At 31.2% G+C, this 26,176-nt stretch carries 21 protein-coding genes; 2 read left to right on the forward strand and 19 right to left on the reverse strand.

Going from position 1 to position 26,176, the window contains the following annotated elements:
• Positions 1 to 140: 140 nt before the first annotated feature.
• From murE to WC663_04315, 15 genes are all read right to left on the reverse strand, one after another.
• Positions 141 to 1,532, reverse strand: coding sequence for a UDP-N-acetylmuramyl-tripeptide synthetase (gene murE, locus WC663_04245; protein ID MFA6296540.1), 1,392 nt, complete (start codon positions 1,530 to 1,532; stop codon positions 141 to 143).
• Positions 1,533 to 1,646: 114 nt separating this feature from the next.
• Positions 1,647 to 3,698, reverse strand: a complete 2,052-nt coding sequence (locus WC663_04250) for a hypothetical protein (GenBank protein ID MFA6296541.1) — start codon at positions 3,696 to 3,698, stop codon at positions 1,647 to 1,649.
• 73 nt (positions 3,699 to 3,771) lie between these two features.
• Positions 3,772 to 4,926, reverse strand: coding sequence for an aromatic amino acid transport family protein (locus tag WC663_04255; GenBank protein ID MFA6296542.1), 1,155 nt, complete (start codon positions 4,924 to 4,926; stop codon positions 3,772 to 3,774).
• 89 nt (positions 4,927 to 5,015) lie between these two features.
• The gene (locus WC663_04260) at positions 5,016 to 5,273 is read right to left on the reverse strand and encodes a hypothetical protein (protein ID MFA6296543.1); all 258 of its coding nucleotides are present in this window, start codon (positions 5,271 to 5,273) and stop codon (positions 5,016 to 5,018) included.
• 18 nt (positions 5,274 to 5,291) lie between these two features.
• Entirely contained in the window at positions 5,292 to 7,130 is a 1,839-nt protein-coding gene (locus tag WC663_04265; protein ID MFA6296544.1) for a glycosyl hydrolase family 18 protein, read from the reverse strand.
• A gap of 3 nt (positions 7,131 to 7,133) precedes the next feature.
• Positions 7,134 to 8,108: a hypothetical protein gene (locus WC663_04270; protein MFA6296545.1), complete on the reverse strand. Its 975-nt coding sequence runs from the start codon at positions 8,106 to 8,108 to the stop codon at positions 7,134 to 7,136.
• 89 nt (positions 8,109 to 8,197) lie between these two features.
• Complete coding sequence (locus tag WC663_04275; protein MFA6296546.1) at positions 8,198 to 10,174, reverse strand: DUF2341 domain-containing protein; 1,977 nt, start codon at positions 10,172 to 10,174, stop codon at positions 8,198 to 8,200.
• 74 nt (positions 10,175 to 10,248) lie between these two features.
• Positions 10,249 to 10,698, reverse strand: coding sequence for an NUDIX domain-containing protein (locus WC663_04280; protein MFA6296547.1), 450 nt, complete (start codon positions 10,696 to 10,698; stop codon positions 10,249 to 10,251).
• Between the two features lie 76 nt (positions 10,699 to 10,774).
• Positions 10,775 to 11,329: a hypothetical protein gene (locus WC663_04285; GenBank protein MFA6296548.1), complete on the reverse strand. Its 555-nt coding sequence runs from the start codon at positions 11,327 to 11,329 to the stop codon at positions 10,775 to 10,777.
• A 104-nt stretch (positions 11,330 to 11,433) separates the two neighbouring features.
• Positions 11,434 to 12,021 (reverse strand): epoxyqueuosine reductase QueH, encoded by a 588-nt coding sequence (locus tag WC663_04290; GenBank protein ID MFA6296549.1) that lies wholly within the window; start codon positions 12,019 to 12,021, stop codon positions 11,434 to 11,436.
• Between the two features lie 129 nt (positions 12,022 to 12,150).
• Positions 12,151 to 14,514, reverse strand: coding sequence for an endopeptidase La (gene lon / locus WC663_04295; GenBank protein MFA6296550.1), 2,364 nt, complete (start codon positions 14,512 to 14,514; stop codon positions 12,151 to 12,153).
• 114 nt (positions 14,515 to 14,628) lie between these two features.
• Positions 14,629 to 14,925 (reverse strand): hypothetical protein, encoded by a 297-nt coding sequence (locus WC663_04300; GenBank protein ID MFA6296551.1) that lies wholly within the window; start codon positions 14,923 to 14,925, stop codon positions 14,629 to 14,631.
• 80 nt (positions 14,926 to 15,005) lie between these two features.
• Positions 15,006 to 16,079, reverse strand: a complete 1,074-nt coding sequence (locus tag WC663_04305; GenBank protein ID MFA6296552.1) for a peptidoglycan bridge formation glycyltransferase FemA/FemB family protein — start codon at positions 16,077 to 16,079, stop codon at positions 15,006 to 15,008.
• Positions 16,080 to 16,122: 43 nt separating this feature from the next.
• The gene (gene ruvA, locus WC663_04310) at positions 16,123 to 16,683 is read right to left on the reverse strand and encodes a Holliday junction branch migration protein RuvA (protein MFA6296553.1); all 561 of its coding nucleotides are present in this window, start codon (positions 16,681 to 16,683) and stop codon (positions 16,123 to 16,125) included.
• Positions 16,684 to 16,831: 148 nt separating this feature from the next.
• Positions 16,832 to 17,581, reverse strand: a complete 750-nt coding sequence (locus tag WC663_04315) for an NYN domain-containing protein (protein MFA6296554.1) — start codon at positions 17,579 to 17,581, stop codon at positions 16,832 to 16,834.
• Positions 17,582 to 17,636: 55 nt separating this feature from the next.
• Between WC663_04315 and uvrB the strand changes: the two genes are divergently transcribed.
• Together uvrB and rpsT are read left to right on the forward strand one after the other, a co-directional pair.
• On the forward strand, positions 17,637 to 19,703 hold the full coding sequence (gene uvrB / locus WC663_04320; GenBank protein ID MFA6296555.1) for an excinuclease ABC subunit UvrB: 2,067 nt from the start codon (positions 17,637 to 17,639) through the stop codon (positions 19,701 to 19,703).
• A gap of 49 nt (positions 19,704 to 19,752) precedes the next feature.
• Entirely contained in the window at positions 19,753 to 20,067 is a 315-nt protein-coding gene (rpsT, locus tag WC663_04325) for a 30S ribosomal protein S20 (protein MFA6296556.1), read from the forward strand.
• Between the two features lie 97 nt (positions 20,068 to 20,164).
• Here the strand turns inward: rpsT and holA are convergent, their stop codons facing one another.
• From holA to WC663_04345, 4 genes are all read right to left on the reverse strand, one after another.
• On the reverse strand, positions 20,165 to 21,124 hold the full coding sequence (gene holA / locus WC663_04330) for a DNA polymerase III subunit delta (protein ID MFA6296557.1): 960 nt from the start codon (positions 21,122 to 21,124) through the stop codon (positions 20,165 to 20,167).
• 84 nt (positions 21,125 to 21,208) lie between these two features.
• Positions 21,209 to 21,541 (reverse strand): hypothetical protein, encoded by a 333-nt coding sequence (locus WC663_04335; protein ID MFA6296558.1) that lies wholly within the window; start codon positions 21,539 to 21,541, stop codon positions 21,209 to 21,211.
• Positions 21,542 to 21,697: 156 nt separating this feature from the next.
• Positions 21,698 to 21,886, reverse strand: coding sequence for a hypothetical protein (locus WC663_04340; protein ID MFA6296559.1), 189 nt, complete (start codon positions 21,884 to 21,886; stop codon positions 21,698 to 21,700).
• A gap of 285 nt (positions 21,887 to 22,171) precedes the next feature.
• A complete protein-coding gene (locus WC663_04345; protein ID MFA6296560.1) occupies positions 22,172 to 26,125 on the reverse strand; it encodes a GDSL-type esterase/lipase family protein in 3,954 nt (1,317 codons plus the stop codon).
• Between the last annotated feature and the right edge of the window lie 51 nt (positions 26,126 to 26,176).

Raw genomic sequence — 26,176 nt, forward strand, 5'->3', positions numbered from 1 at the left:
AACTCTAAATCCTAAATTCTAAATCCTAAACAAACTCAAAACCCAAATATCCAAATTCCAAAAACTCCGAAGTGCACTTTTGAATTTTATATTTTAGTTATTTAAATTTGTTTAGAATTTAGAATTTAGTGCTTAGAATTTTAACGACTTAGGATTTTTTCCAATTCTTCTCTCACAACTACCCTGTCATCCCACGCAATTCCTTTTCCACTTCCAACTGGTCCAGTCATTATCATTTGCTCGCAACCTTTTCCAGTTATCAAAACCACATCGCCCTTCTGGGCTTTTTTTATTGCCAAAGCAATGGCATCTCGTCGATTCAAAATTTTAAATAAATTCTCATTCAATCGTTTTGGTTTAGCATTCGAAAAAGTATTTGATTTATTCGAAAAAGAATTTGAGTGATTCAACACGCCTGCCACAACATCATCGATAATGGTCTTCGGGTCATCATCATAAGGATCTTCATTCGTCACAATCACAATGTCAGCATATTTTGCAGCTAGTGCTCCTAGCTTTGGTCTTCTTGCCACATCACGTCCTCCACCAGTTGATCCTAAAACAGAAATTATCCGTCCCCGAGTACCTAAAAAACTAAGTAACTTAGTAACTGCTTGATAAACATTTTCTAAAGCATTTGGCTCAAATGCATAATCAACAATTACTTTAAAATCTTGTCCTTCTTCAATAAACTCCATTTTGCCTAAATGCAATTTTACTTTTTTCAAAATATTTGCGCAATCTTCAAGTTTCATTTTATATAATGAACAAACCGCAATTGCAGACAACGCATTATAAACATTATACTCACCTAACATATTCAAACTAAAATCAATGTCATTATTTATATTCGAAACTTCACATTTTGAATTCATTTGACATTTCGGATTTAAAATTTGAAACTTTACTTGCAATCCTTCTGTTTTAATATTAACTGCTCTAAAATTGCAATTTTCATTTTTAATTCCAAATGTTAATTTTTCTCTAACTAAAAAATCCAAAAATTCAGGCGCATATTTGCTATCTGCATTTGCGACAATTTTATTTTTTACAACTTTGAAAAATTTTAATTTTGCTTTTTTATAATTCTCAAATCCACCATGCGCTTCAACATGTTCTGAAAATAAATTTGTAAAAACTCCGCAATCAAAATCAATGCCTTTATGACGATATTGTTCAATTCCTTGCGAAGTTACTTCAATAATACAAAATTTACAGCCTTCTTTAACAGCTTCTTTCAAAAATTTTTGTGTTTTAAATCTGCCAAGCATTGTCTGTTTGTACTTGCTGATCCATTCTTTATCGCCAATTGCAAAATTTGATGTTGACATCATCGCGCATTTTTTTCCAGATTTTTGTAAAATTTGATAAATTAAATTGCATGTTGTTGTCTTACCAGTTGTGCCAGTTACTCCAATTACTGTCAATTTTTTTGATGAATGACCATACAAAAAAGCAGCTAAACCAGCCAAAACAAAATGATAAGCTCTCAAAATCGGCTTTGGAATAATTTTTCTTAAAATATTCATCATACATCTAAAATAACATAGAAAACGTCTTTTTTCAACTTAGCCAAAAAAAATACGGCTAAACATTTTAGCCGTATTAGAGATTTATTCGTCGTATTAGAGACTTTATTAGAGAAATTACTTCACGCCAATCGTCAGCAATGTGTCTTTCTGTTTAAAATATCTGAAATCAGTTGCAAATGTATTTTTCTTAGTCTTCTGTTTTGTATTCGCTATCAATTTCAACTTGTTAGCATTGATCCAAGTCTTAGTTCCTTTGTCATAGATTTTTAACCATAACTTCTTTTCAGCTTGTTTTTTCGTTAGCTTCTTTAAAACAGAATTCTTCAGTCTCAATTTATTCACCAATTTAGTAGTATAGTAAAACTTTATTCTTACCTTAAACATTTTATTCTGATATTTTACTACCTTCTTTTTGTAAGTCTTCAATTTCGCACTACTACAACTCAAACTGTTATAGCAATCCGCATAATTGCTTTCAGCATTTATCAATTTTTTTCTATAAGCTTTTCTATATGTATAAAGATTTGTTCTAACTTTCCAATATCTTTTAATCGTATTTGATTTGTATTTTGGATATTTTTTATTATATTTTTTGTATCTAAAAGTCTGCAACCAATACCTAGTTGGATCATTAGGAACTTCTTTCCAAGTATAAACTAAATCATAATTAACTATTTCTTGACCAATAATATCCTCTGTTACAGTTCGCCTTTCAGATTCACCAGTTTCCTCTTCGGCAGCTGATTCAGTTAAAGCAGTTGATATTGTATTGCCTGCCCAATCTGACACTCTGAAATATATTGTTTTAACAGTTGAACTCGAAGCAGGATATATACGATCAGTAAAAGTTTCTGAAGTCAAAGCTGTTCCTATTCCAGCTGTCAAAGGATTGCAAGTATCATTTTCATCAATGCAATAATACTTTGCTCCACCCATTTTTGCATAATCAGATGCCGACATTTTATAACTAAATTCAGCTCCTGCCTTGCCAGTTAAAGCAACAGTTGCAGTTGGAATAACAGAATCAAGTAAAACTAAATTTTGATTATCATTACCAGTGGAATAATCTGATATAAAATAATTTTCATTACCATTTATCATTGATGTGTTTGTATTGCCCGCATCCATAGATTCTATTACTGTATCGCTAATTCCAGCAGAGCTATTTGTAGCATAATTTAAAAAATAGGCTGAAGTATAAGAAGAATGAGAAATATGAGAATAATTTTGACTATCTAATACAATCGATGGTGCTCCACCAATTCCAGTACTATTGCAAGTATAAGATTCTGAAGTAAAACCGCTCACACTGCCAGCAGCAACTTTCAAACAAAACGTTGAGCCATTGTAATAAAAATAACCAATTCTTACAACATTATCGCTTCCGATAGAAATACTATTATTTTTATACAAAAAATGACTTAGCGCAATAGTAGTAGCAACAGCAACATCCAGCGACCATGACCCATTCGCATGCAATTGAATATATCTAATAGCTGCAGTACTTCCTCTATAATATGAAATATGAATATTATCAGATGAATCAACAACCGCCGATATATCCCATCCATTATTTCCTGAAACAGCTGCATTTTCTGTAATCCAACTGTCACCACTTAAATATGCATGTTTTACATAACTAGTACCAGCATCAAAAACTTTTTGATAAAAAACATGGGGAGTACCATTTGAAGTTAAAACTATTGATGTATGATAACCTGTATCGCCATCAGCGTCAGCCGTCCAAACAGAAGACCACGAACCACCAGTATTTTTATAAACGTACAAATTTGAATCCGATTGAAAACTAATCCAAATATTATTATTAGACTTGTCTATCGCAATCGAACAATATTTTCCGAAATCAACAAACAATGAACGCCCAACAACTTCAACTTGCCAAGCAGTTCCATCCCAATATGCATGTTTCAATCCATGATATGTCCCATCCTCATAATACGAACAAAGATGAGGATAATCATTACTATCAAGAGCGATAAATCTATCACCAAAATAATCCTTGGCATCACCAACTACGTCTGCAAAAGTCACCTTTCCACTTTCATTCGTTTGCGTCACTGCCTTCGCTTGATTTGTATTAGCAATCATTCCAAATGCAAAGAAAATTGCTAAAAAACAAAGTAAAGACAATACTTTTTTCTTCATTTTTTTGATTTTATTTTTATAAAAATTTTGTTAAGTATATTATAACACAAATAATAATAATAGATATCCCAACTTAATTAAACTTCGCCACTACATTATAAAAAATCTGATAAACAATTCCTCCGCCAAAAATTATATACAAAATATAAATTAAAAATTTCGGCAATCTCAATGAATAAGCTGGCTTTAATTGTCCTATTTTTTTTGCCTTCAAAAACATTCTCAATATCATAATACCTTGCAAACCGCCAGTCACTGTTCCAACTATTTCAATAACCGCAATAAAACTCCTTGCACCTAAAACAAAAATTATTAATGGTATTGTAACTGTAATAACCCACGCCCAAATATTTTTTATTTTATAATCAAATTGAAACATATCTTTCATTGTCATACCAAGACTAAAAAAAGAAGTTGCCACAGCTAAAATACCTAAGATCGCTCCAGCAACAACAATCTTCCTACCCAAAATTTTGCTAACACCAACAATTGCTTCCTCGCTTGTTTGATCGCCAGAAATTCCAACAATCACAAAACTAAAAAATAAATAAACTAAAAAAGCAATTATCATTCCAAATATAATCGCAATTTTTAATCTTCTCTTATTCTTCGCTAATAAATCAACCATGCCCGGAATAGTCGACGCACCTTCATAAGAAAATAGAATAACACCATAAGGCAAAAACAAAGATCCTATTCCTAAACCAATAAAATTAGTTAAACTTATTTCACGAACTCCGATAATAATCACAAAACCAACAATTAATAAAAGCAGAAAAACCATTAAATTCTCGAGCTTTTCTATTACTCTCATGCCGAATAATAAAGCAATACTCGCTAGAATATAAAAAATGAGCGAGTATAAAAAAGGCGTCCCACCAAAATAAGGCTTAAAAACTATCGCTAAAAAATTACCGATACCTATAGTATAAGCTAAAGTTGCACCAAAAACTCCAAAAATTAACGAAAATGCTACTGTTCTTTGTCCCCAAATTCCAGCATATTTTTTTGCATAACCAGTCATCTGATGATGACCTTTTGTCCTCAAAATAATCTCGCCAAACGCCAAAGTTGTAATTGTTACCATAATTCCCAAAATCAACAAATACAAAAAACCAACTCCAAAACCAACTTTGGAAATTACATAAGGAATACCAAACATACCAACACCAATCACAGTGCCAACCAACATCGCTACAGCGCTAAAAAAATTTGCTTTCAATTTCATAGATATAATACAAATATACGAATTTATACAAATGATACAAATATGCGAATTCGTATATTCGCAACATTTGCATTATTTGTATATTCGTATTATTTTTTCCAGAATTCCCACCATTTCTTTTGTATTTTTTCTTCTTTATCCGCCGAAGCTTTAGCGAAGGCGGACTCTCTCATCTTTTCTGCAACGTCTTCTTGTTCGTCTGGCCTTAGATTAAATTTGCTTTCTTCGTTCATTTCATTATGTTGCTTATCAATTGTTTTCTCTTGCATCTTGTTTGCATAACCAGAATCACGCGCATCTTCTCTCTTCTTTTCAACACGATCAAATGGATTTTGTTGGTCTACCATAAATTTAAAATTATTTTATTAAATAGTGCTGATCGCAAACTTATTCTTTTGCCATCTAAAATTATTAATCCAAATTCTAAACTTTTTTTCTTTTTTTAAATATACTGCTGGCATAGTCTGCCATTGATTAGTATTATTATTATAAAATTTTAATTTCAAATCTTTTTTCTTTAACCCATGCAATAATCTATTTCTAAATTTAAAAACCATTTTAATTTTAAATTTTTTATCACTTTTTATCTTGTTTAAATTTGATTCTATTTTCCAATAGCCTTTTAATGTTTTTGATTTATTCAAACCACTCGGTTTTTTTGCTATTCTCGCTATTTTAAACCAATAATCAGTCGGTTTGTTAGGTATTTTTTTAAACTTAAAATCCAATAATTTTCCTTCTAAAGCAATATTTTTCAATCCTTTTCTTAAATCAAATTTCTTATCATTATAAACGATATTGTAATTTTCTGTCCTGACGATTTCTTGATTACCAAGACTATCAACTGAAAAAAATTTTAATGTTTTGTCATTAAAAATTCTAAACGCTGAAGAATATTTTGTTGAACTAATGGTCGGTGTTGAACCGTCAAGAGTATAATAAATTCCTGAAATGCCATTTGTATCTGTAGCAGTTAAAGTAATTTTTTTATATTTTTTATAATCTCCGCCTACAGGCACTGCTACAGTTTTCGGCTCCAAAAAATTTTCTGAAATTTTATTCCACAAATCAGCATATCCATTGTCATATCCCAAAGCCCAAATTCCAATACCTAACAAAGCATTATCATTCACCAAATCATATTTATATTGCAAGCTTTCTTCATCCTCATACCAAGTCTGCCTAAAACTTCCATATTTATAGTAAGGAGTTTTTGAATCATTATCCCAAATTCGTGAATAATTTAAAATTGCCAATCTATTTTCAGCATAAGTTTTTGCTTCACCAGTCCCAATCGTATTAGCTGGAACTGTATCAGCACTAACTTCCCAATCATAACCATAATAAGGCACACCTAAAATCAATTTTTGTCGATTATTATTTGTTAAACTTAAATAAGTTTCTAATGTACTCACAACATTATAATTACCCCAAGTACTACTATCATCATATGGAGCAATTGGACCTGCAGTTGATCCGCTTTGCCAATGGTAATCATAAGCCATAATCATCAATCCATCAGAATTTAAAGCTAGCGCATTTTCATCAAAAGCATCAGACCAATCAACAGCCGGCACATCAATTGCAATATGATAAGAAGAATTGGAAATTTTAAAAGTATTATTCAAATCAGTGATAAAAGTCGTCAAATTTGTTTTCATCGCAGAATCGACATTTTCAAAATCAATATTTATTCCGTCAGCAGATGTGCTTTTAACTTCATTCAATAAATTATTAATTAAGTTATTTCTATAAGTTGCGTTTGATAATAAAGTTGATAAATCAGATGAACTAAAATTTTGTGCTGTTAAAACAACTTTCACTCCATTTTGATGAGCCAAATTTAATAAAGTATTATTTGGCCAGCCATGTTTATCTCCCAAACTCCCATCGCTATTAACTTCAATTGAAAAATATGCCAAATGCGTAATCAAATTCCATTGAAAATTTGCATAAGTATCACCCATCCAATAAGGAAAAAAACCATAAACAACTTTAGAAACATCTGGCGATAAACTAACATTGCCATTGCTGACAATTCCAATATTACTTTCTTTAATTCTATAATCCTTATATTTTTCAAGTTCAGTTTGATGAATACTCTTATCATCCGACAAAACATTAAGTGAAGATAAATTAGCAAAAACAAAATTTCCAGAAAATAGAATTAAACAAATAATTAAAATATAAAATATTTTTTTCATTAATTATTTTAGAGAATCCAAATAATATTTTAAAATTTTAGTCCAAATTTCTAATAATTTTTCTTTCTCTTCAAGAGGAATATCTGATCCGCCTATATCTGCCAAAATTGTCCCAACAGATCTTCCCAACATTCCTAAATCAAACCCTTTTTTATCAGTAAGTTCATTCTTAACAAAAATATTTTTCCAATCCAAACTTTCTTTCAATGCCAAATCATAATTTATAATCTTTCTTGCATCTTGAATTATTGACCAAACTATAAAAGGTCCTTCGGCAAATTCAGGTTGCCAACAACAATGAGCAAAATCAGTCAAATAATACTTGTCCGCCGAAGTCCCACAGGACGTAGGCGGATTTACCTTAAAAATTTCCTTTGGCTTAAAATGTCCATGTGTCCAGATAAATTTATATCCATTGCCATCTTTTTTCAAAACATCAATCGCTTTTTCACACAAATCATAACTCTCTTGTTTTAACCAACTTTTTTCTTTTGCCAATTTTTTCCATTTTGATATATTTCTCAACGCCCAATCGCCAACTGTCTTATCTTTAAAAATTTTTAATTCAGGATTTTTGGGCCAGATCTTTTTATATTCGATAAAAACTTTAAAAAATTCTTCTCTGTTTTCAACTTTCGGCATGCCCTCAAAAATATGTTTGCTTGTATCAATGTATTCTTCAATCAGCCAGCCGGAATGATCATCATACATTTTATAATTATATAATTTCGGAGCAGTTAAAATTTCACTTTTATTATTTTTTAAAAATTCTTTCAAATTCAAAGGTTCATACACTTCTCTTGGATCTTTCCACATTTTCAAAATCGCTTTTTTATTTTCAAAATTTCCTTTAAAAATAATATTTCTTGTTTTGCCTTTTCTATAATAGGTACTTGAATAAATTTCTTTTTCGGAAACAAAGCGAGCCTCTAAAATTATCCTTTTTATTTCCGCATCGCTTAAAAAATCAAATTTCATAACTCAAAATATCTGTGTTATTTGTGTAAAATTCTTATTAATTTGTCATCAATCTGTGTAATTTGTGTTCATCTGTAATAAATCTGCCGTCATTTGCGGGAAGCTAAAGTAAACCAGTTTTTCATTTTTGAAAAAAATCTGATATCTGTCGACAATAATTTTTGATTTTTTTTCAAAATAGTTTTGTTCCTTTTATTCCAAAAATTTATATAACTTTCTTCTTTCGAAAATAATTCCAAATTTTTTGCTTTTATCTTAGATTTTTTTATACTTTTTTTTGTATATGGAAAAGAAATTTTTACTCTAAACTTTCCAGAACTTTTTTTATACAAATTTGTCCTCAATTTCCAATAATATTTTAATGATTTTTCATTCTCCAAAAAATTAGGCTTTTTCTTTACTTTTTCAATTTGTATCCAAAATTTTTCTGGAGTTTCAGGCAAATTCAAAAACTTTATTCCAACTCCTGTTTTACTAGAAATATATTTTATACCCAAAGAATCGTCATTAAATTTAATATATTTTTTAAAATATTTAATTGCAATTTTTGACAAAGATCCAATGCTCGCTTCAGGTTCGTCAGCTGTATATTTCCTATCGCCAAAAAGTTTTATCATCCAATCATTATCAGAATCACCAGTTGAAAAGCCAGCTAAAACGAAATCATCATTTTGATTAAAATCGATATCTAAATATGCCTCGTCATTGCTTTCATCTTCTACAATTTCTTTCAACAAATTTCCATCACTATCATATTTCCTAACCAATAAATCATTGCCTGTTTCTGCTTTTGAATTTCCAACAACCATTATTTCATCAGCAATATTAACTTCCATTCCATACAAATAATCGTTTCCTAATTCGCTATCATACAACCTATCCCACAATAAATTTCCTTCAGAATCTAATTTTCGAAGCAACCAATTATTATCTGTTTCATTATAATATCCGCCTAAATAAATGTTATCATTTGAATCTACATTAACTGCTTTAAAATAATCAGCAGTTCCTTTTTCATAATTAGAATTCCAATCTTCAACTAAATTATTATCATATTTTATTGTATAAAATTCAAAGCTTGAAGCAGTCGCACTGTTTCCAGTTGCAATAATATTATTTCCTGAATCAACCACTAAATCATACAAAATATCATCACCAAGTCCAGAATTATATTCTTGATCAGTTATGACATTACCATTTGCGTCATATTTTCTAAGATACCAATTCTTATCAGAATTTATTTTTAATCCTCCAACAATAATATTATCATCAGAATCAGTTATTACCGCATTTGCTTCGTCGATATTTCCTGAATCATAAATTTTACTCCACAAAATATTGCCATCAGAATCATATTTTCTAAGATACCAATCTTTATCGCCTAATAATTCATAATAACCAATAACAATAATGTTATCCGATTTATCAATTGCCAAATCTTTAACCTCGCCATTATCAAAATCAAAAGTATCTGACCAAATTTCCTCTCCATCGTTATTGTATTTTATTAATCGCCAATCATTGCCATCAGCTTCATTAATATAATTTCCAGCTATAACAAATTCACCAGTTGATAAAAATTTTACGCCTTTCGCTTGATCATTGCCATTTCCACTATCATAATTTTTAACAAAAAAATTGACTGGCTCTAGTTCCATTGTTTCATTATATGAACTTGCTAAAACAGCTTCTGAATTTCCAAAATAAAGATAAATTGTCTTATTGCTATTTGCCAAAAGTTCTGACACTTCCACCCAAATAATTGCCGAATTTTCTTCATAATCAAATTCTTTCAGCCAAAAATCAAGATCTGTTGAATCATCAGCATCAACTAATCTAATATCTGATCCATCACTTTTTATCCTTGCCCAAAAATCAACTTGTTCGTCTGTCAAAGTTATTTTTACTTGATAATTGCTCAGGTTTTCTGAATTTAAAGAATTTTCCAAAACAATTGGCATTCGATAATCATAATCATTACTATACCAAGCCGAAGCCGAATTAGAAATAACAAAATAACAAAATAACAAAATAACAAAAATCGCCCCAATTAAAATTCGTTTCATTTTAGTTTTTATTTTTAATCAAATTACTAATTTTATTAGTCTTACCAATTTTATAGTTAATAAATCTAACTTATTTAACTCGCCTTTAATACCTCGACAGCTTTATCAATAATAACTTGCATATTCTTATAGCTTTCAATCCTACTTAGTTCATCAACAGTGACCCATTTCAATTCTGCAATTCCTTCTGCATCTTGCAACTCAATATTAACATCTTCTGGTGCTTCCATCAAATACCAATATACCACTTTATGAATCAAATCTTTGCCTCCTGGCTTGCCTTTTGAATCAGCTTTAAACCAATAGTCCATTTCACCAAGTTTTTCGCTTAATTTAAGCCCATACATTCCTGTTTCTTCAGCTACTTCTCGCAAAGCTGCACGCTCCACTCTTTCACCTTCTTCAACATGTCCTTTTGCAAAAGTCCATTTATGAAAAGGATCCAAAATCAAGGCGATTTTAACACCTGCTTTTGTTTTTTTGAATACTATACCACCTGCCGAAAATTCTAGTTTTGATGACATATAAAATATTATACACAAAAATTTTGAATTAAAAAAGACTAAAATTAGTCTTTTTTTACTATTATCTTATAATTTTTTACTTTTGCCTTATTTTAACATCATACAAAATTTCTTCCAGCCTCTTCAAATTTCTTTTAGCTTCATCGAATTTTACTCTCAATTTTCCAGTCAGATCAAATTTGATTAACTCGCCAATAATATCATCAACAGCTTGCTTATAATCAGAAATTTTTTCAGCCTCGCCTTTTGTTACCAAAATTACAGCCATTCTTACCATCTCACCAGTCAAATCACAAATTCCAGAAATCATTGTTTCAAAACCAAATTTCAATTCTGATTTAAAATCAATATCACCACTATTTAAATATTCAAAAAACATTTTTGCTTCCACAAATTCTTCCGCAGCTTCATAATATGCACCAACTCCTGAAGAATTACCCAAAGCAATCAATTTCTTTTCAGCATCTGTCAAAACTTCTTCCGCTTTTTTCAAATCATCGCGATGCATTAAAAAAATCGCTTGTTTTGACATTTTTAAAACAACTCTTGCCTCACCAATAATTTTTTCGCGCATCAAACTATGCTCTTGATTTTCGACTAATAATCTTTCAAATAATTCTTTGTTCAGCATAAATATTTATTAATTAATTTAACTAATCTAACTGGTCAAACAAATTTAACTCGTCAATTTTACTAATTTTACCAATTTTACTAAATAATCAATATCCGAATATCTTAATATCTCGAATATTCACATCCGCAGTAACGCTGTCTATAAATTCCATTTAATTTACACAACTCAATACTTCTTTTATATAATCCGCTAAAATCTTGTTCCAAAAATTTCACTCCATATTTCTTTTCTAATTCAAGACCGATTCTATTTATCATCATTGTATTCTTGTATGGCGAAATAGACAAGGTCGTTCCAAACATTTCAAAGCCATTCAACATCGCAAATTCTGCTGTTTTTTCTAATCTGAATTTAATGCAAGCCTCGCATCTTTTTCCGCCTTCCTTTTCTTTTTCTAAACCAACAACTTTTTTTTGCCAATTCTTAACATCATTTTTCGGAACAGCGAATTTTAGTTTATCAATTTTAGCATTATCAATTTTACTTATTTTACTAATTTTACTAACATTATTAATTTTACCAATTTTACTCGCAAGTTTATTCAAATTCTCTAATCTTAAATCATATTCGCTTTTTGGATAAATATTTGGATTATAAAAATAGCCAGTAATTTCATAATCTGGTTTTATTTTTTCTAAAACTGCACTCGCACATGGGCCGCAGCAAATATGTAATAATAATCTTGTCATAATTACTGCATTATATTCTAAAAAATATAAATGTCAAAAAACACAATAAAAACATAGAGACGTTGCAATGCAACGTCTCTACCATATTCGAAAATAATTAGAATTTAATTCGAAAATTAATTCGAATAATTACTTCACAATCGGCGCATCCAACGCATTCTTCACCACATCATCCATTGTTTTTACAAAAACAATTTTCAAATCTTTCTGAATATTCTTTGGAATATCTGCCAAATTTGGCCTATTTTCTTCTGGCAACAAAACAATTTTTACACCAGCTTGTTTAGCAGCCAAAACTTTTTCCTTAACTCCGCCAATTGGCAAAACTTTTCCTCTCAAAGTTACTTCACCAGTCATTGCCACATCTTTATTTATTTTTCTGCCAGACAAAACCGAAACTAAAACTGTTGCCATTGCTGTACCTGCCGAAGGTCCATCTTTTGGAATTCCGCCAGCTGGAACGTGAATATGAATATCGTCATTTTTGTAAAACTTTTCTTCAACACCTAATTTATCAGCAATTGTTCTAGCATAAGAATAAGCTGCTTCTGCTGATTCTTTCATTACTTTTCCTAATTGTCCGGTCAATCTTAATTCGCCTTTACCAGGCATGCGAGATGCTTCAATATGCAAAATATCGCCACCAGCTGGAGTCCAAGCAAGTCCGGTCACTACTCCAACTTCATCTTTCTTTTCAGTTTTTTCTTGAGTAAATGTTGCTGGCCCTAAATATTTTTTCAAATCAGCAATTGTTACATTGTTATCGCCCTTGCCTCCAGAAGCAACTGATTTTGCCATTTTTCGGCAGATTGCTGCAATTTGTCTTTCCAAATTTCTAACACCAGCTTCTTTAACATAATCAGAAATAATATGACGCAATGATGGATCGGAAAATAAACATTGCTCTTTTTTCAATCCATTCTCTTTTAATTGTCTTGGAATTAAATATTTTTTAGCAATATGAAATTTTTCTTCTTCTGTATATCCCAAGAATTCGATTATTTCCATTCTATCTCGCAAAGCTGGCGGAATTGTATCCAAGACATTTGCAGTTGTAATGAACATTACGTCAGACAAATCAAATGGCACTGATAAATAATTATCTACAAATTCTTTATTCTGAGCTGGATCTAATGCTTCAAGTAAAGCCGAAGACGGATCGCCTCGATAGTCATTACCAACTTTATCAATCTCATCTAACATAAAAACTGGATTTCTAGATTTCACTGAATTTATTCCTTGAATAATTCTGCCTGGCATTGCTCCAACATAAGTTCTGCGATGTCCACGAATTTCTGCTTCGTCTCTAATTCCACCAAGACTCATTCTAAAAAATTCTCGACCTAAAGACTTTGCAATTGATTTTCCTATTGAAGTTTTTCCAACTCCTGGAGGTCCAAAGAAACAAAGAATTGGACCTTGAATTTGATTTGTTAATTTTCGCACTGATAAATATTCCAAAATTCTTTCTTTAACTTTTTCCAAACCATAATGATCATGATCCAAAATCTGTTTTGATTTTTTGACATCAACTTTGCATTCGCTTCTTTTATTCCATGGAAGTCCAACCATCCAATCAATATATGTTCTGATATACGAAATTTCTGGTGAAAAAGATGGCATGCCTTTCATTCTGTTGAATTCTTTCATCACTTCTTCTTCTGTTTTCTTCGGCATTTTCACTGCCTTTATTTTTTTCTCCAAAGAAACAGTTTCATCTTCTCCTCCGCCTAATTCGCCCAATTCTTTTTGAATTGATTTCATCTTTTCTCGCAAATACATTTCTTTCTGCATTTTTTCTAATTCTTTTCCAGTGTTCTCTTCCAATTTTTGCGCCATTGCAAAAACTTTTGTCTGTTTGCCTAATAATTCATTCAAATTTTTTAATTTTTCTTTAACATCATTTAATTCCAATAACTTTTGTTTTTCTGAAACTTTTAGATCTAAATTTGAAACAATTAAATCACATAATTGCCATGGATCTTTCATATTCAAAATCACCATCATTACATCCAATGGCACATTCGCGCCCATTGAGACAACAGATTTGAATTGATTAATTACTGTATACATCAATGCTGTAACTTCTTCTGTTTTTTCAAATTTTTCTTCTCCCAAAGATTCAACATCAATTTTCAAATATGGATCTGTTTGTGCTAATTTTTGGAATTTTGCTCTGCCTAATCCTTCCACCAAAACAGTCATTGATCCGTCTTCAGTAACTTCCATATCTCTAATTCTGCCAATCGTTCCAATTTGATAAATCTCGTCTTCTTTTTTAATTTCTTCTAAATCTTCTTTTTTCTGCGCAACAAAAAATAGAACATTATCATTATGCTCTTTTGCAAATTCAATTGCTTTGATTGATTGCTTTCTTTTTACAACCAATGGCACAGCTAATTTTGGAAAAATAACAGCATCTTTTAGCGCAACAGATGGCAATGTTTCTTTCTTTTTACCCAAAATAAGCTCTTTCAAGAAATTATCCTTCATGTAATTTTTATTTTAAATTATTTGTAAATATAACTAAGTATAACAATTATTACACTTTTGACCAAGTGTATAACAAAAAACAATATCTTATCTGTGTATCTGTGTAAATCCGTCTTAAATCTGTGTTAAATCTGTCGCCTTCATCTCTTCCCATCCATTCTTTTCTTCACTAAAAATATAAGCTTTAACATAATTAATCATTTCTGATTCCGAATCAGCATCATCAACATTAACATTTTTAAAGCCAGATTTTTTTTGTTTTTCTACCCATTCCAATCTCATCTTGCCTTGAGGATTTTCAAATTCAATCCATTCCATTTTTTCTCCATAACCTTCATCAATTCCTTTATCAGAAACTTCAAATTTTTTTTCAACATTTTCCAAAATCAAATCCCATTTTTCTTTAGTCATATATAAACATTTAACAATTAACTATTAACATTTAACTTTACAAACTTTAAGAACTTTATAACTAGTCTAATTTGTCTAACCTATCTAACTCGTATTTTTCCCGCTAAATTATAAAACCAATACCAAGCTTTTTTATACACTAGATCCCAAGCTCCCACATAATTTTTTTCAAATCCACCAAACCCACGTTTAAATCTCGAAATTCCTTCCCATTCCTCAACTTTTGCTGTTGGCATAACTAATTTATTTGCAGGTGCTATTCCCCAAAAATCATAGTATTTACAACCTCTTGCTTTTGCTTCTTTAATCGCTTCCCATTGCAAAACATTAGGCGCCATGTATTTTCGATATTCATAATCTGATGCTCCATGCATGTATACCGCAGTATCGCCCCAAAAAGAAACAATAATTCCAGCCACAACTTTTCCATTCAATTCTGCCAAAAATAAATTAATAAAATCTTTCTTGCCAAAATATTCTAATTGCTTAATATAATAATCTTTTGGATGCAAAGCAAATTTATCTCTTGCAGCTGTCTTTTCCAAAATCTTCCAAAATTCTTCAAACTTAGTATCTTTAATTCCATCAACACTAGAATATCTATTTACTTTGATATCTTTTTTTTGCGCCAATCTAATATTGTATCTCGCCTTACTATGCATTGACGACATCAATTCATCTTCATTTTTACTTAAATCCAAAATCCAAGTATCTTTTGGCTGAACTTCTTTTTTTGCTTTTTTAAATCCTAAATCACTCAAAAATTTTACATTCACTTCATCCATTTGCCAGTCAGGATCAATCCTTAAAAACATCGATTTTTCCTGTTTAGCAATTCGTCCAATCTCGTCCAAAAGGTTTGTAATTTGAGTTTTGTAATTTGTAATTTGTTTGGAATTTGGGATTTGGAATTTAGGATTTCCAATAATTGGTCCGCGACCACAATATAAATAATGCAAATTTTTCGTTAAATCCATTTTTACAATTAAGCTACTTCCAATTAATTCATTATTTTCTTCCAATCCAATCCGCCAAATTTTTCTGCCTACCATTTTCTGAAATTCTCCCCAATCAAAACTCTGCAACATTGATCCATTATTTTGCTTTAAAAAAATATTTAATTTTTCATGATCTTTTATTTCAACAACTTGCATTATCAATTTTATTAATTTTACCAATTTTACAAACGTTAGGTTTTTATCTTCCTAGATATTTTAACGCTTCTCTAATCTGCTCTTGCAACGCCAATTTAGAATCAACTTTTTTCAAAGCCTCGCTTAAATCATCACGTTTATATCCCAAACTTACCAAACTATCTGCTAAATCTTTATTCTCACAAAAATCAAAATTATCATCACAAGTTCCTAATTTATCTTTCAATCCAAAACAAATTTTTTCTGCCATTTTTTTGCCAATTCCAGGAACGCTTGTCAAAAAATCCAACTTTTTATTAATAATTGCCGATTTTACTTGATCAGCTGGACCAGTTGATAAAATTGCAATTGCCTTTTTTGGACCAACACCTGAAACAGAAATAATTTTTTCAAAAAAATTCAATTCATTGCAATTTTCAAATCCAAATAGATCATTCATATTCTCGCCTAAATGCTGGAAAATAAAAAATTCTTGTTCTCTGTTAATTTCTGTTTTTAACAAGACTTTTGCTGACAAAAAAATTTTATAACCAATATTATTTACATTAAGAATTATAAAATTATTTCCCTTAAATATAATTTTTCCAAATAAATAAGCAATCATTATTTTAAAAAAATTAGAACAAAAAACTGCTTCTTTATCTTAGCAGATTTTAAACACTTCTGCCAGAATTTATACAAAACAAAAACACCTCTAAATAGGTGTCAAAAAAATGAACGAACTTCTTAAGATATTTTTCATCTTCAAAAATTTAGGAACAAGCCTGCATATTCAAACTCAACTGAGTTCCAGAACTATTATCATTTTTATCATCATTATCATCAACAGCGTCGTCGTCGTCATCGTTATCTTCTTCATCATCATTCACAACCTTCGGACGTTCAAGATTGATTTCTGCCAAAGAAATATCTCGTCCAAACTCATAAACAACATCAGCTTGTCTTCTCAATTCCTGATGCAAGAAGAAAGAATACATGCAAACAATTCGATAGACACTCTTACCTTTGTATTGATTAATCAAGCTAAAGGTAATTGCAAAATTCCGACTACCTGAAACCAAAACAAGATGAGTGATTTCACCATAAAAAGCATTTGCCAACATCAATGATGCAATTGCTGTATCTGTACCATATACATCTTCTGTCTCCATTTGAAAACCCATGCCTATCTTTTCAAAATCAAAGTGAAGTGCACTCGCAAACGATGTTTCAGTCTTTTTTTCATTTACTACCAAAATAACTCTGCAATCTTTATATTCAAGGCACATCTTTTCACAAATCTTCTGAGCCAAAACTACCAAATCAATCCGGAATCTTCTTCTTGCACATGCATTTAAAATTGACCTTGCATCCATCACGATCAATGCTTTTCCTACGATTTTCCCACGCATCGGAACTCCTTCGTCAACCCTTCTTGCAATTGAGGGTTGACTAATCGATGGAAATATCTTAAAATTATAAAGATCAAGCGTACTCACTAATCTACCAGCTTTATCAAACACTGTCAAGAGATTCGCCCAAAGTTATTATACAAAAAAATCAAGGATATTACTATATATGAAATTTAAATTAATCTCAAAATTCGAACCAAAAGGAGACCAGCCTCAAGCAATTGACAAGCTTTATAATAATCTTAAAAATAAACAAAAATTTCAAACTCTTCTTGGCGTAACAGGTTCAGGTAAAACCTTTACCATGGCCAAAGTGATCGAAAAAAATCAAAAACCAACTTTAGTTATTTGCCATAACAAAACATTAGCTGCTCAGCTCGCATCAGAATTCAAATCATTTTTTCCAGATAATGCTGTCCATTATTTTGTCAGTTTTTATGATTATTATCAGCCAGAATCTTACATGCCTGTTACTGATACTTATATTGCCAAAGATGCCAGTATTAATGAAGAAATTGAACGCCTCCGCCATGCAGCCACAGAAAGCCTTTTAACTCGCAAAGATGTCATAATCGTAGCTTCAGTTTCTTGTATTTATGGTTTAGGCTCTCCAGCAGAATATCAAAAAGAAAGTATTAAATTAACCTTAAATGGAAAAATTGAATTACCAGATTTATTAAGACAGTTGACTTCAATCAATTACGAACGTGATCAATTCACTTTAAAACGCGGAACATTCCGAGTCCGTGGCGACATTGTTGATATTTTTCCTCCATATTCTATTAATGAAATTGTCAGAATTGAATTATTCGGCAATAAAATTGAAAAAATTTCCAAAATAAACTACTTAACAGGAGAAATAATTAGAGATTCATTAGAGAAAAAGTATTCGAGCAACATTAGAGAAATAGTTATATTTCCAGCATCTCATTACATCGCCCCACACGATAAATTTAACCAATCTCTAAAACAAATTTCACAAGACATGATTTTAGAAGTTGAAGAATTAAAAAAAAGAGGCAAAGAATTAGAAGCTCAAAGATTAAAACAAAGAACAGAATATGATTTAGAAATGCTAAAAGAAACAAGCTATTGTAATGGCATTGAAAATTATTCTCGCTATTTTGATGGAAGAAAACCAGGCCAGCCTCCATACACTTTAATGGATTTCTTTCCACAAGATTTTCTGATGTTTATTGATGAATCACATATGACAATTCCACAAATTGGCGGAATGTATTATGGTGATCGCGCCAGAAAAGAATCATTAGTTCAATATGGTTTTCGACTTCATTCAGCTTTTGATAATCGTCCATTAAAATTTAATGAATTTGAAAAACATATTAATCAATGCATTTTTGTATCAGCTACTCCAGGACCATATGAATTTAGTCAAAGCAAAATTAAACAGAATTCGAGATCGCATTCGTCTAATTCGAGATTAAATTCGGGAATAGTTGAACAGATAATCAGACCAACAGGCTTAATCGACCCAAAGATTGATATTAAACCTACCAAAAATCAAATTGATGATTTGTTAATCAGAATTCAAAACCGAATAAAAAATAAACAGCGAGTTTTAGTCACAACTTTAACCAAAAAATTGGCAGAAGAATTAACTGATTATCTAAAAGACCTAAATCTAAAAGTCGCCTATCTCCATTCTGACATTGCCACTTTAAAAAGATTAGAAATATTGCGAGATTTAAGACTTGGAAATTATAATGTTTTAGTTGGTATCAATCTATTGCGCGAAGGACTTGATTTGCCAGAAGTTAGCTTAGTTGCAATTCTGGATGCTGACAAAGAAGGCTTTTTGCGTTCTGAACAAGCCTTAATTCAGACAATGGGCAGAGCTGCTAGACACATTGATGGCCAAGTAATAATGTACGCTGATACAATTACTGGCTCCATGAAAAAAGCAATTTCTGAAACTAGCCGCCGTCGAAAAATTCAAGTTGAATACAATAAAAAACACCATATTACTCCAAAAACAATTGAAAAAGAAATCAAAGATGAAAGATTGGCTGGTCAAAAAAGCGAAGAAGAAATAGCTTCAAATGAAACAATAAAAATCGCTGCTGAAAAATCCGATCCTAAAAAAATAAAAATTTTAATTAAAGAATTGACTGACCAAATGAATTTATCAGCCAGAAATTTAGAATTTGAAGAAGCAGCAAAATTGAGAGATGAAATTAGAAATTTGCGAAAAGCCTTGCAAAAATTGCAATAACGTGATAATCTAATGTTAATTATTAATTGTTAAATGTTAATTGTTATATATGCCTATCAAACACGCAGCTAAAAAAGCTTTAAGAAAATCTAAGAGACAACAAAAAGTAAACTTAGTCTGGAAAGACAAGATCAAAAAAATTACTAAAACTGTTCGAGAATTAGTCAGAGATAATAAAAAAGAAGAAGCTAAAAAAGAATTAGCTACAGCTTACAAAATTTTTGACAAAGCTAGCAAAGCAAAAAAAATCAAGAAAAATACAGCTGACCGCAAAAAATCTAGATTAACAAAACTAGTAAATAAATCAGAAAAAGAAGTCAAAACAGAAGTTAAGAAAAAAGCAAAAAAAGTAGTAAAAAAATAATTAAGATACAAAAACAAGGCGTTAATTTCAGCCTTGTTTTTTAATTTTTGTAATTTGGAATTTGTAATTTGTTTGGGATTTGGAATTTGTAATTTTTTTATAGCTCAACAATGAATTTATCCATTTTCAACATAATATCACCTTCACCATTTTTTAAATCTCGCTCAATTCTAAACAATTGATCATAAATATTTTTTAAATCAGCAATTTCAAAATTCTTAACAACATCTAAAGATTTCAAAACTGCATATGGATGAATTTTTGCCATCTTTGCAATTTGATATTGATTAAAATTTTTGCTAGCCAGATCTTTAACTCTAATCATATTTCGAAATTGAAAAACAATCATTGATAAAAAATAATTAAAATCACTATCAAAAACAAATTGCTCATGGAAAAGTTTTAAAGCATTTTTTTTATCTTTTCGACTTAGACTTTCAGTAAAATTAAAAATATTTTCATCAATATTTGCACCTACTAACAAATCAATATCGGAAACAGAAATTTGTCTTTTTCCACCCTCGCCAACAACAGTATAAGCAATCAATTTATCAATTTCTTTATTTAATCTAAAAAGATCCGGACCAACAAAGCTCGCCAATTTATTTATCGCCATTTTATCTATTAATCCATTCCTCTTTTTTACTTCATTTTCTATCCATAAATTTACTTGAGAATAATTAAGCTGGTTAAAAACAAGAACCTGATCTGATTTTAATAATTTTTTAAATATTTTTTTTCGACTATCAATTTTTCCATTCTCAAAAAATATTACAATAAAATCTTTAGAAATATTTTTTTTATCAAGCAAATCAACAATTTTTTCCTGCAAATCTTTTTTTGCTTTACTAATAATATTTTCAATGACAACCATTTTTTTATCGCTAAAAAAAGTGCTAGTTGAAACAGCTTGCTGTATTTTTAGCCAATCTAAATTATTGTCAGAAAAATAAATAAAATTCAAACCTGATTTATCAGTCTTTATAAAATTATTTTTAATTTCATTCAATTTTTGGCGAGCTAAAAATTTATCCTCGCCATAAATAAATATTGTCATATCAGCCCATTTTATCTTTTTAAGTAAATTTTGTAAACAATAAAAAACTCCTCAGTTTTTACTAAGGAGCTTAATCAACTTAAATTATTTTTCTCTCCATTTTCCTTCTAAAACACTAGCTATATCATCCAATACATCAACAAGCTTTCTATTTGAATATTCAGGATGCCCCTCAATTTCAGGAGTCATTATATCTAGTGACTTTCCATTAAACTTTAAATCACTATAATTAGCTTTTAATTTGTCCAAATCTTTAATAATCGTCTGCTTTTCGACCTCATCCTTATTTAACAGAACTTTATCAAGCGCTTTGACTGTATCTTTAAGTTCACCTTCCAACAGACCTATTTCACGTGCTTGATCTTTTTCATCTTTTATTCCCAAATCTTCTGGGCTTGGTCCTTCATTTTCTACCATAAATTTTTGTATTAATTAATAATAATTTTAAAAATTTTTTGTTATTTTTAATTTCTAATTTATCATTTACATTTTACCCCCCCCTATTATTTGTAAAGCCAGCACCTGTGGATAAAAAAACGAACTACAAGAGTTCGTTATAAACAAAGAACAAAATTACACACCGTAAAAACCAGTTGACTCAGTAATAGGCTTCCTATTAGGATCACGTGTTGTGTCAACAAAAGTCACACAAATTCTCAAGTTATTTCTACCATCAATCACCAATCCCTGCTTTTTTGCTTCCACATTTCGAGATTCATTTTCCAGCAAGTACGTAAGCAACAATCTTTTCAGTGCTCTCATCTTCCTTCCCTCCTCTTCTGGTCTGTGGCCAAGGTGCAAAATAAAGAACAAAAAACCACTGACTGCAGTGGATTGTTTCTTTGCTTTTTAATTTAGGCAATCAAACAATTCACCGCTGTCCGTGGCTAAAAAAGAAAAAATATCTATTTGTTAGTATATTCTTTTTCATCAAATTAAATATAATCTAATAAAAATAATTAGTCAAGATTTTATTATCAACCAAAAAAAATTAAAAAATATAAAAAACAGGCATTTTGTTTTTGCCTGTTTCATAATTTTTAATCTTTATTCAAAAAAGAAATCTTGACTATCCGATGTTTCAGAATTTGTTAAATTAGATAAAGCATTTTTCTCAGCAATCACGAATTTAATCTTTTTCAATGTTCTAAAATAGAAAGATGGAGCAAATGGTCTGTTCTTTGTTTTAATATCTAGCGGATTTGGAATTGGATTCTTTGGAGGTTTTACTAGATAATTTCTAATTTTAAATTTCAGAGTATGAGTTGTTTTGTTTTGATATATTCTGTATGGTCCTCGCCAGATGTTGTCTCTGTCTTTGATGAATAATCTTAAATTCTTTTCTTTAATATTTGTCTTGTTTAATTTTGTCTTGGAATATCTAACTGAAACTCTGAAATTAATATGTTTATTAACATTTTTTTGATAAGCTTTTTTGACTGTGCCGATATTTGATAATAGTTTTAAATAACCAGGATAGCTGTTCTTCTTAGTAAATCCATTTAGATGTTTCTTCTTGTTTCTGATTAATTTAATGTAGAGATCTTTGATTACTTTTTGTTTTGGAAGAAGATAGAAAAGAAGATCTGCATTATCTGTAACGCTTTGATAGGTTTGATTTAGAATTACGTTTTCTAAATTAAGTTTTTCGGTAAAAAGAATGGCTGAAATGATAACATAGTTTTCTGTTTTGATACTTTCTGTATGGCCTAAAATGTCAACTGAAAAGAATTTAAGTGTTGCTGTTTCAGAAATTGTAATTGGCGTTGTGTATTGTGTTGATAACGTAGTTGGATCTATACCATCAAGTGTATAATATGTTATTGCTGTTTCATCTGTTGTTAAAGTTACAGCTTGAGCGTTATCGTATGTTCCACCAGCTGGAGTAGCAGTTGTTACTGGTGCTTCTGTATCAATGATAACAGAACCAGTTGCTGACCAATCAGATATATTGTCAGCTATATCTACTGCATTGACTCTAAAATACCAAGTACCATCAATCAAAGAAATTGTATGAGTAAAAGAGTTTGCTATTGCAGTTGAGATATTCAAATCACAACCAATAAAGCTTGAATTATCGCACCATTGTACATTGTAAGCTGGATCACCTAGTCCTGAAGTTGTATCTGTTGATGCTGTCCATGTCCATTCTGGCTTGTTATTATTAGTTGGTGAGGTTGTTATAGGATCACCTGGAATTGAAGGAGGTGTTGTGTCAATTTGAACTAGATAACTGTTGTAATTGTTAGATGGATCATTATCAAGATTAACAGCGATCGTATGAATATACCAAACTCCATCTGAAGGAACAGTTGCAGTAAATATGCCATCTGCATCAAAAGTACCAGCAAGTACTTCAACTTGAGTTGGTGTTGAATTTTGAGAAACTAGATAATGATAATTTGTTGTAGAAGATCCATTGGATGATAATGACATATCAACTAATGCATCTGAATACCAAGTAACATGGGATGGATGAGATGATGATGTAAATGTTGGATCTGGTGGTGTAACATATTCATACGCTCCCATATCATAATAGTCTACTGCACCTGCTCCTGTATTTACTACATCTGGATCATCATATCTTTGCTTGCCAGCATAGTCAGTGGCAATATCTGTGTCGTAACCAGCATCGATGGCTGGAGAATCAGATTGAAGATGAAAGTCCGATCCAAAAGTTACAAATTTTGGATCAGTTATAATACTGCCTGTTCCACCTTCATTAGATGAATTATAGTAATCATTATATGAAATACTTTGTGTTCCAGCAGTACTCGACAACACATCCGTAATGTTATAAAAAATATCATCTTTAAGATTAAGCGTTCCACCGCTCTGATTGATAAAAATACTTCCTGCAGAAGCTCTCCAAAAAACACTGTTATAAATATTAGCTGTCCCGCCAGCGAGTGTTATAAATGTTGTAGGAGCAATATTCATCACCTTTGATGCTATATTCAATGTTCCGTTGGTCACAGTAAACGTGTTTGATGCGCCCATTGTTGGAGTATCAACAAGAGTGAGAGTTCCACCAGGAGCGTTAAGAGTTAAATTTTTTCCCCAAGTATTACCATTTGTAGTCAGAGTATAAGATGATCGCCCTTCGAAAGTATACAATTGTGTCGATGCCGAAAACGTCCAGCTTGCAACAGGAGCAAGGGTCAGCGATCCAAATATACTTGTAGCAGTACTTGTTGTGAAAGTCGGATTATTCGTAATGCCAGATTCTCCATTTAAACCTAAAAAAGTGGTAGTCGATATACGAGGCATATCCTGTATCAAAGTCATTCCTGTTGAACCAAAAGATGCCGAATCAAAAATAGCTGTGTCTTGACAAAGAGGCACGCGGCCAGCACCACCAATACCTCCAGAAGATAGATACCAATTACCATCAGTACTCCAATTATTGCTAGCCCCGCTTAACTTGTACCAATATTGAGGAGTAGATGTTGTAAATAAAATACTGGAATTACCACCACAATCCCCGCTTCTACCCGAAATATTACTCAGATCGTTCATAGATGCTAATTCCCATGTAACGGCAGAATAAATAGTATTAGCAATAGCTGCATATCCAGCAGCAGACGGATGTAAATGATCACCATTATCATAAATTGGAAGAAGTTTATCCGGATCTGATGGATCTTCTAGAGCAGTATAAGTTTCAGCAACTATATCCACGTCTGTAGCGCTATTTTGAATCCAATCATTGATCTGATCAGTTTTAATCTGTGCTGCTTCATACCACTCTGAATGTCCTTTCCATGGTGTTATTTTTGCGGCAATTACAGTGAGACCTGCAGTTTTTAACGCGGTATACATGCTTTGCAGATTAGATTCAGTGCTCGCCACACTGTATCCGCTGCGTATGTCATTCACTCCACCTAATACAATCGCATAACGAACATTCTGCAAGCTTGTGATAGAAGAAATTCTAGCAAGCATCGCATCGGTCTTTTGCCCATCGACACCAAAATTATATACACCGTATCCATATTCATTTGAATTTAGCTCTGTCGTCAAAAATTGAGGATAGGAACCATTATTTGCAGGTGTAGGATAACCTCTTGTAATACTGTCCCCAATAGCACCAATTGACTTAGTCGGCAAAGAAACATCGCGAAAATCTGTATTTGAGATAGAAATAGAAATAGCATTTATAATTCGTCGAAGGTTGATAGTGTCTGAGGCAACCAACATCCGGTTTGTCGAACTATTTCCGTTAATGGTTAAACTGTGTGTAACTGTAATATCTCCAGCAAGTGTAAATGTGTTGGTTTTACTGTTTGTGCCAGTTCTAGTCAGATCATAAAATGAGATATTTCCTGTGAGAGTATGAGCCGTTCCACTAAATGAAACTGCATGTGCATTAGGATCAAAGTATCCAGAATTCAAAGCAAAAAGAACAGCTAAACCGAAATCCACATTGCTTGCTAGTTGTAATGTCCCAGTACCGGACATAATAAGAGAAGTCTTTATTTGAACACCGTTTGTGTTTAATGTTGTGGTAGTCCCAGTTGCTGGCGCAAAACGAGTGTATCCGCCACCATCTCCATAGGTCATACCTGATACCAGCACTGTTGATCCATATGAAAAAAGTGATACTCCTCCTGCAATAAATAATGTCGGATTTCCAGTGGCCGGATTAGCCCATGTAACATTATTACAATAGCCTGTGGCATTAACATTAACACTGTACGAATTAGCTGATGAATTGGAATCAAAAAAACAATTATCACTAGAGGTTGGCAGATTGCCTGCATCAGGACTGCCACCAGACGTAGCTGCCCAATGAGTTGCAGCATCGCTCCAATTTCCTGAACCACCTACCCAATATCTTTCCGCTGCACTCGCCACCGCACCTCCAAAAAAACAAACTCCCAAAACAAAAAAAAGACTCAAAAGAATCTTGTATTTTGAAATACCAAAAAATTTTACCTTTCCATTAAGCCCCCCCCCTCGTACTTTTTTGTTTATTTTTGTATTAAAAAAATACATATTTGTTTTTCTTATATAAATTTTGATAATCTAAGTATACCACATCTAAAA

The sequence above is a fragment of the Patescibacteria group bacterium genome, from assembly GCA_041662665.1.
In the GTDB taxonomy this organism is placed as follows: Bacteria; Patescibacteriota; JABMPQ01; order JABMPQ01; family JAQVVF01; genus JAQVVF01.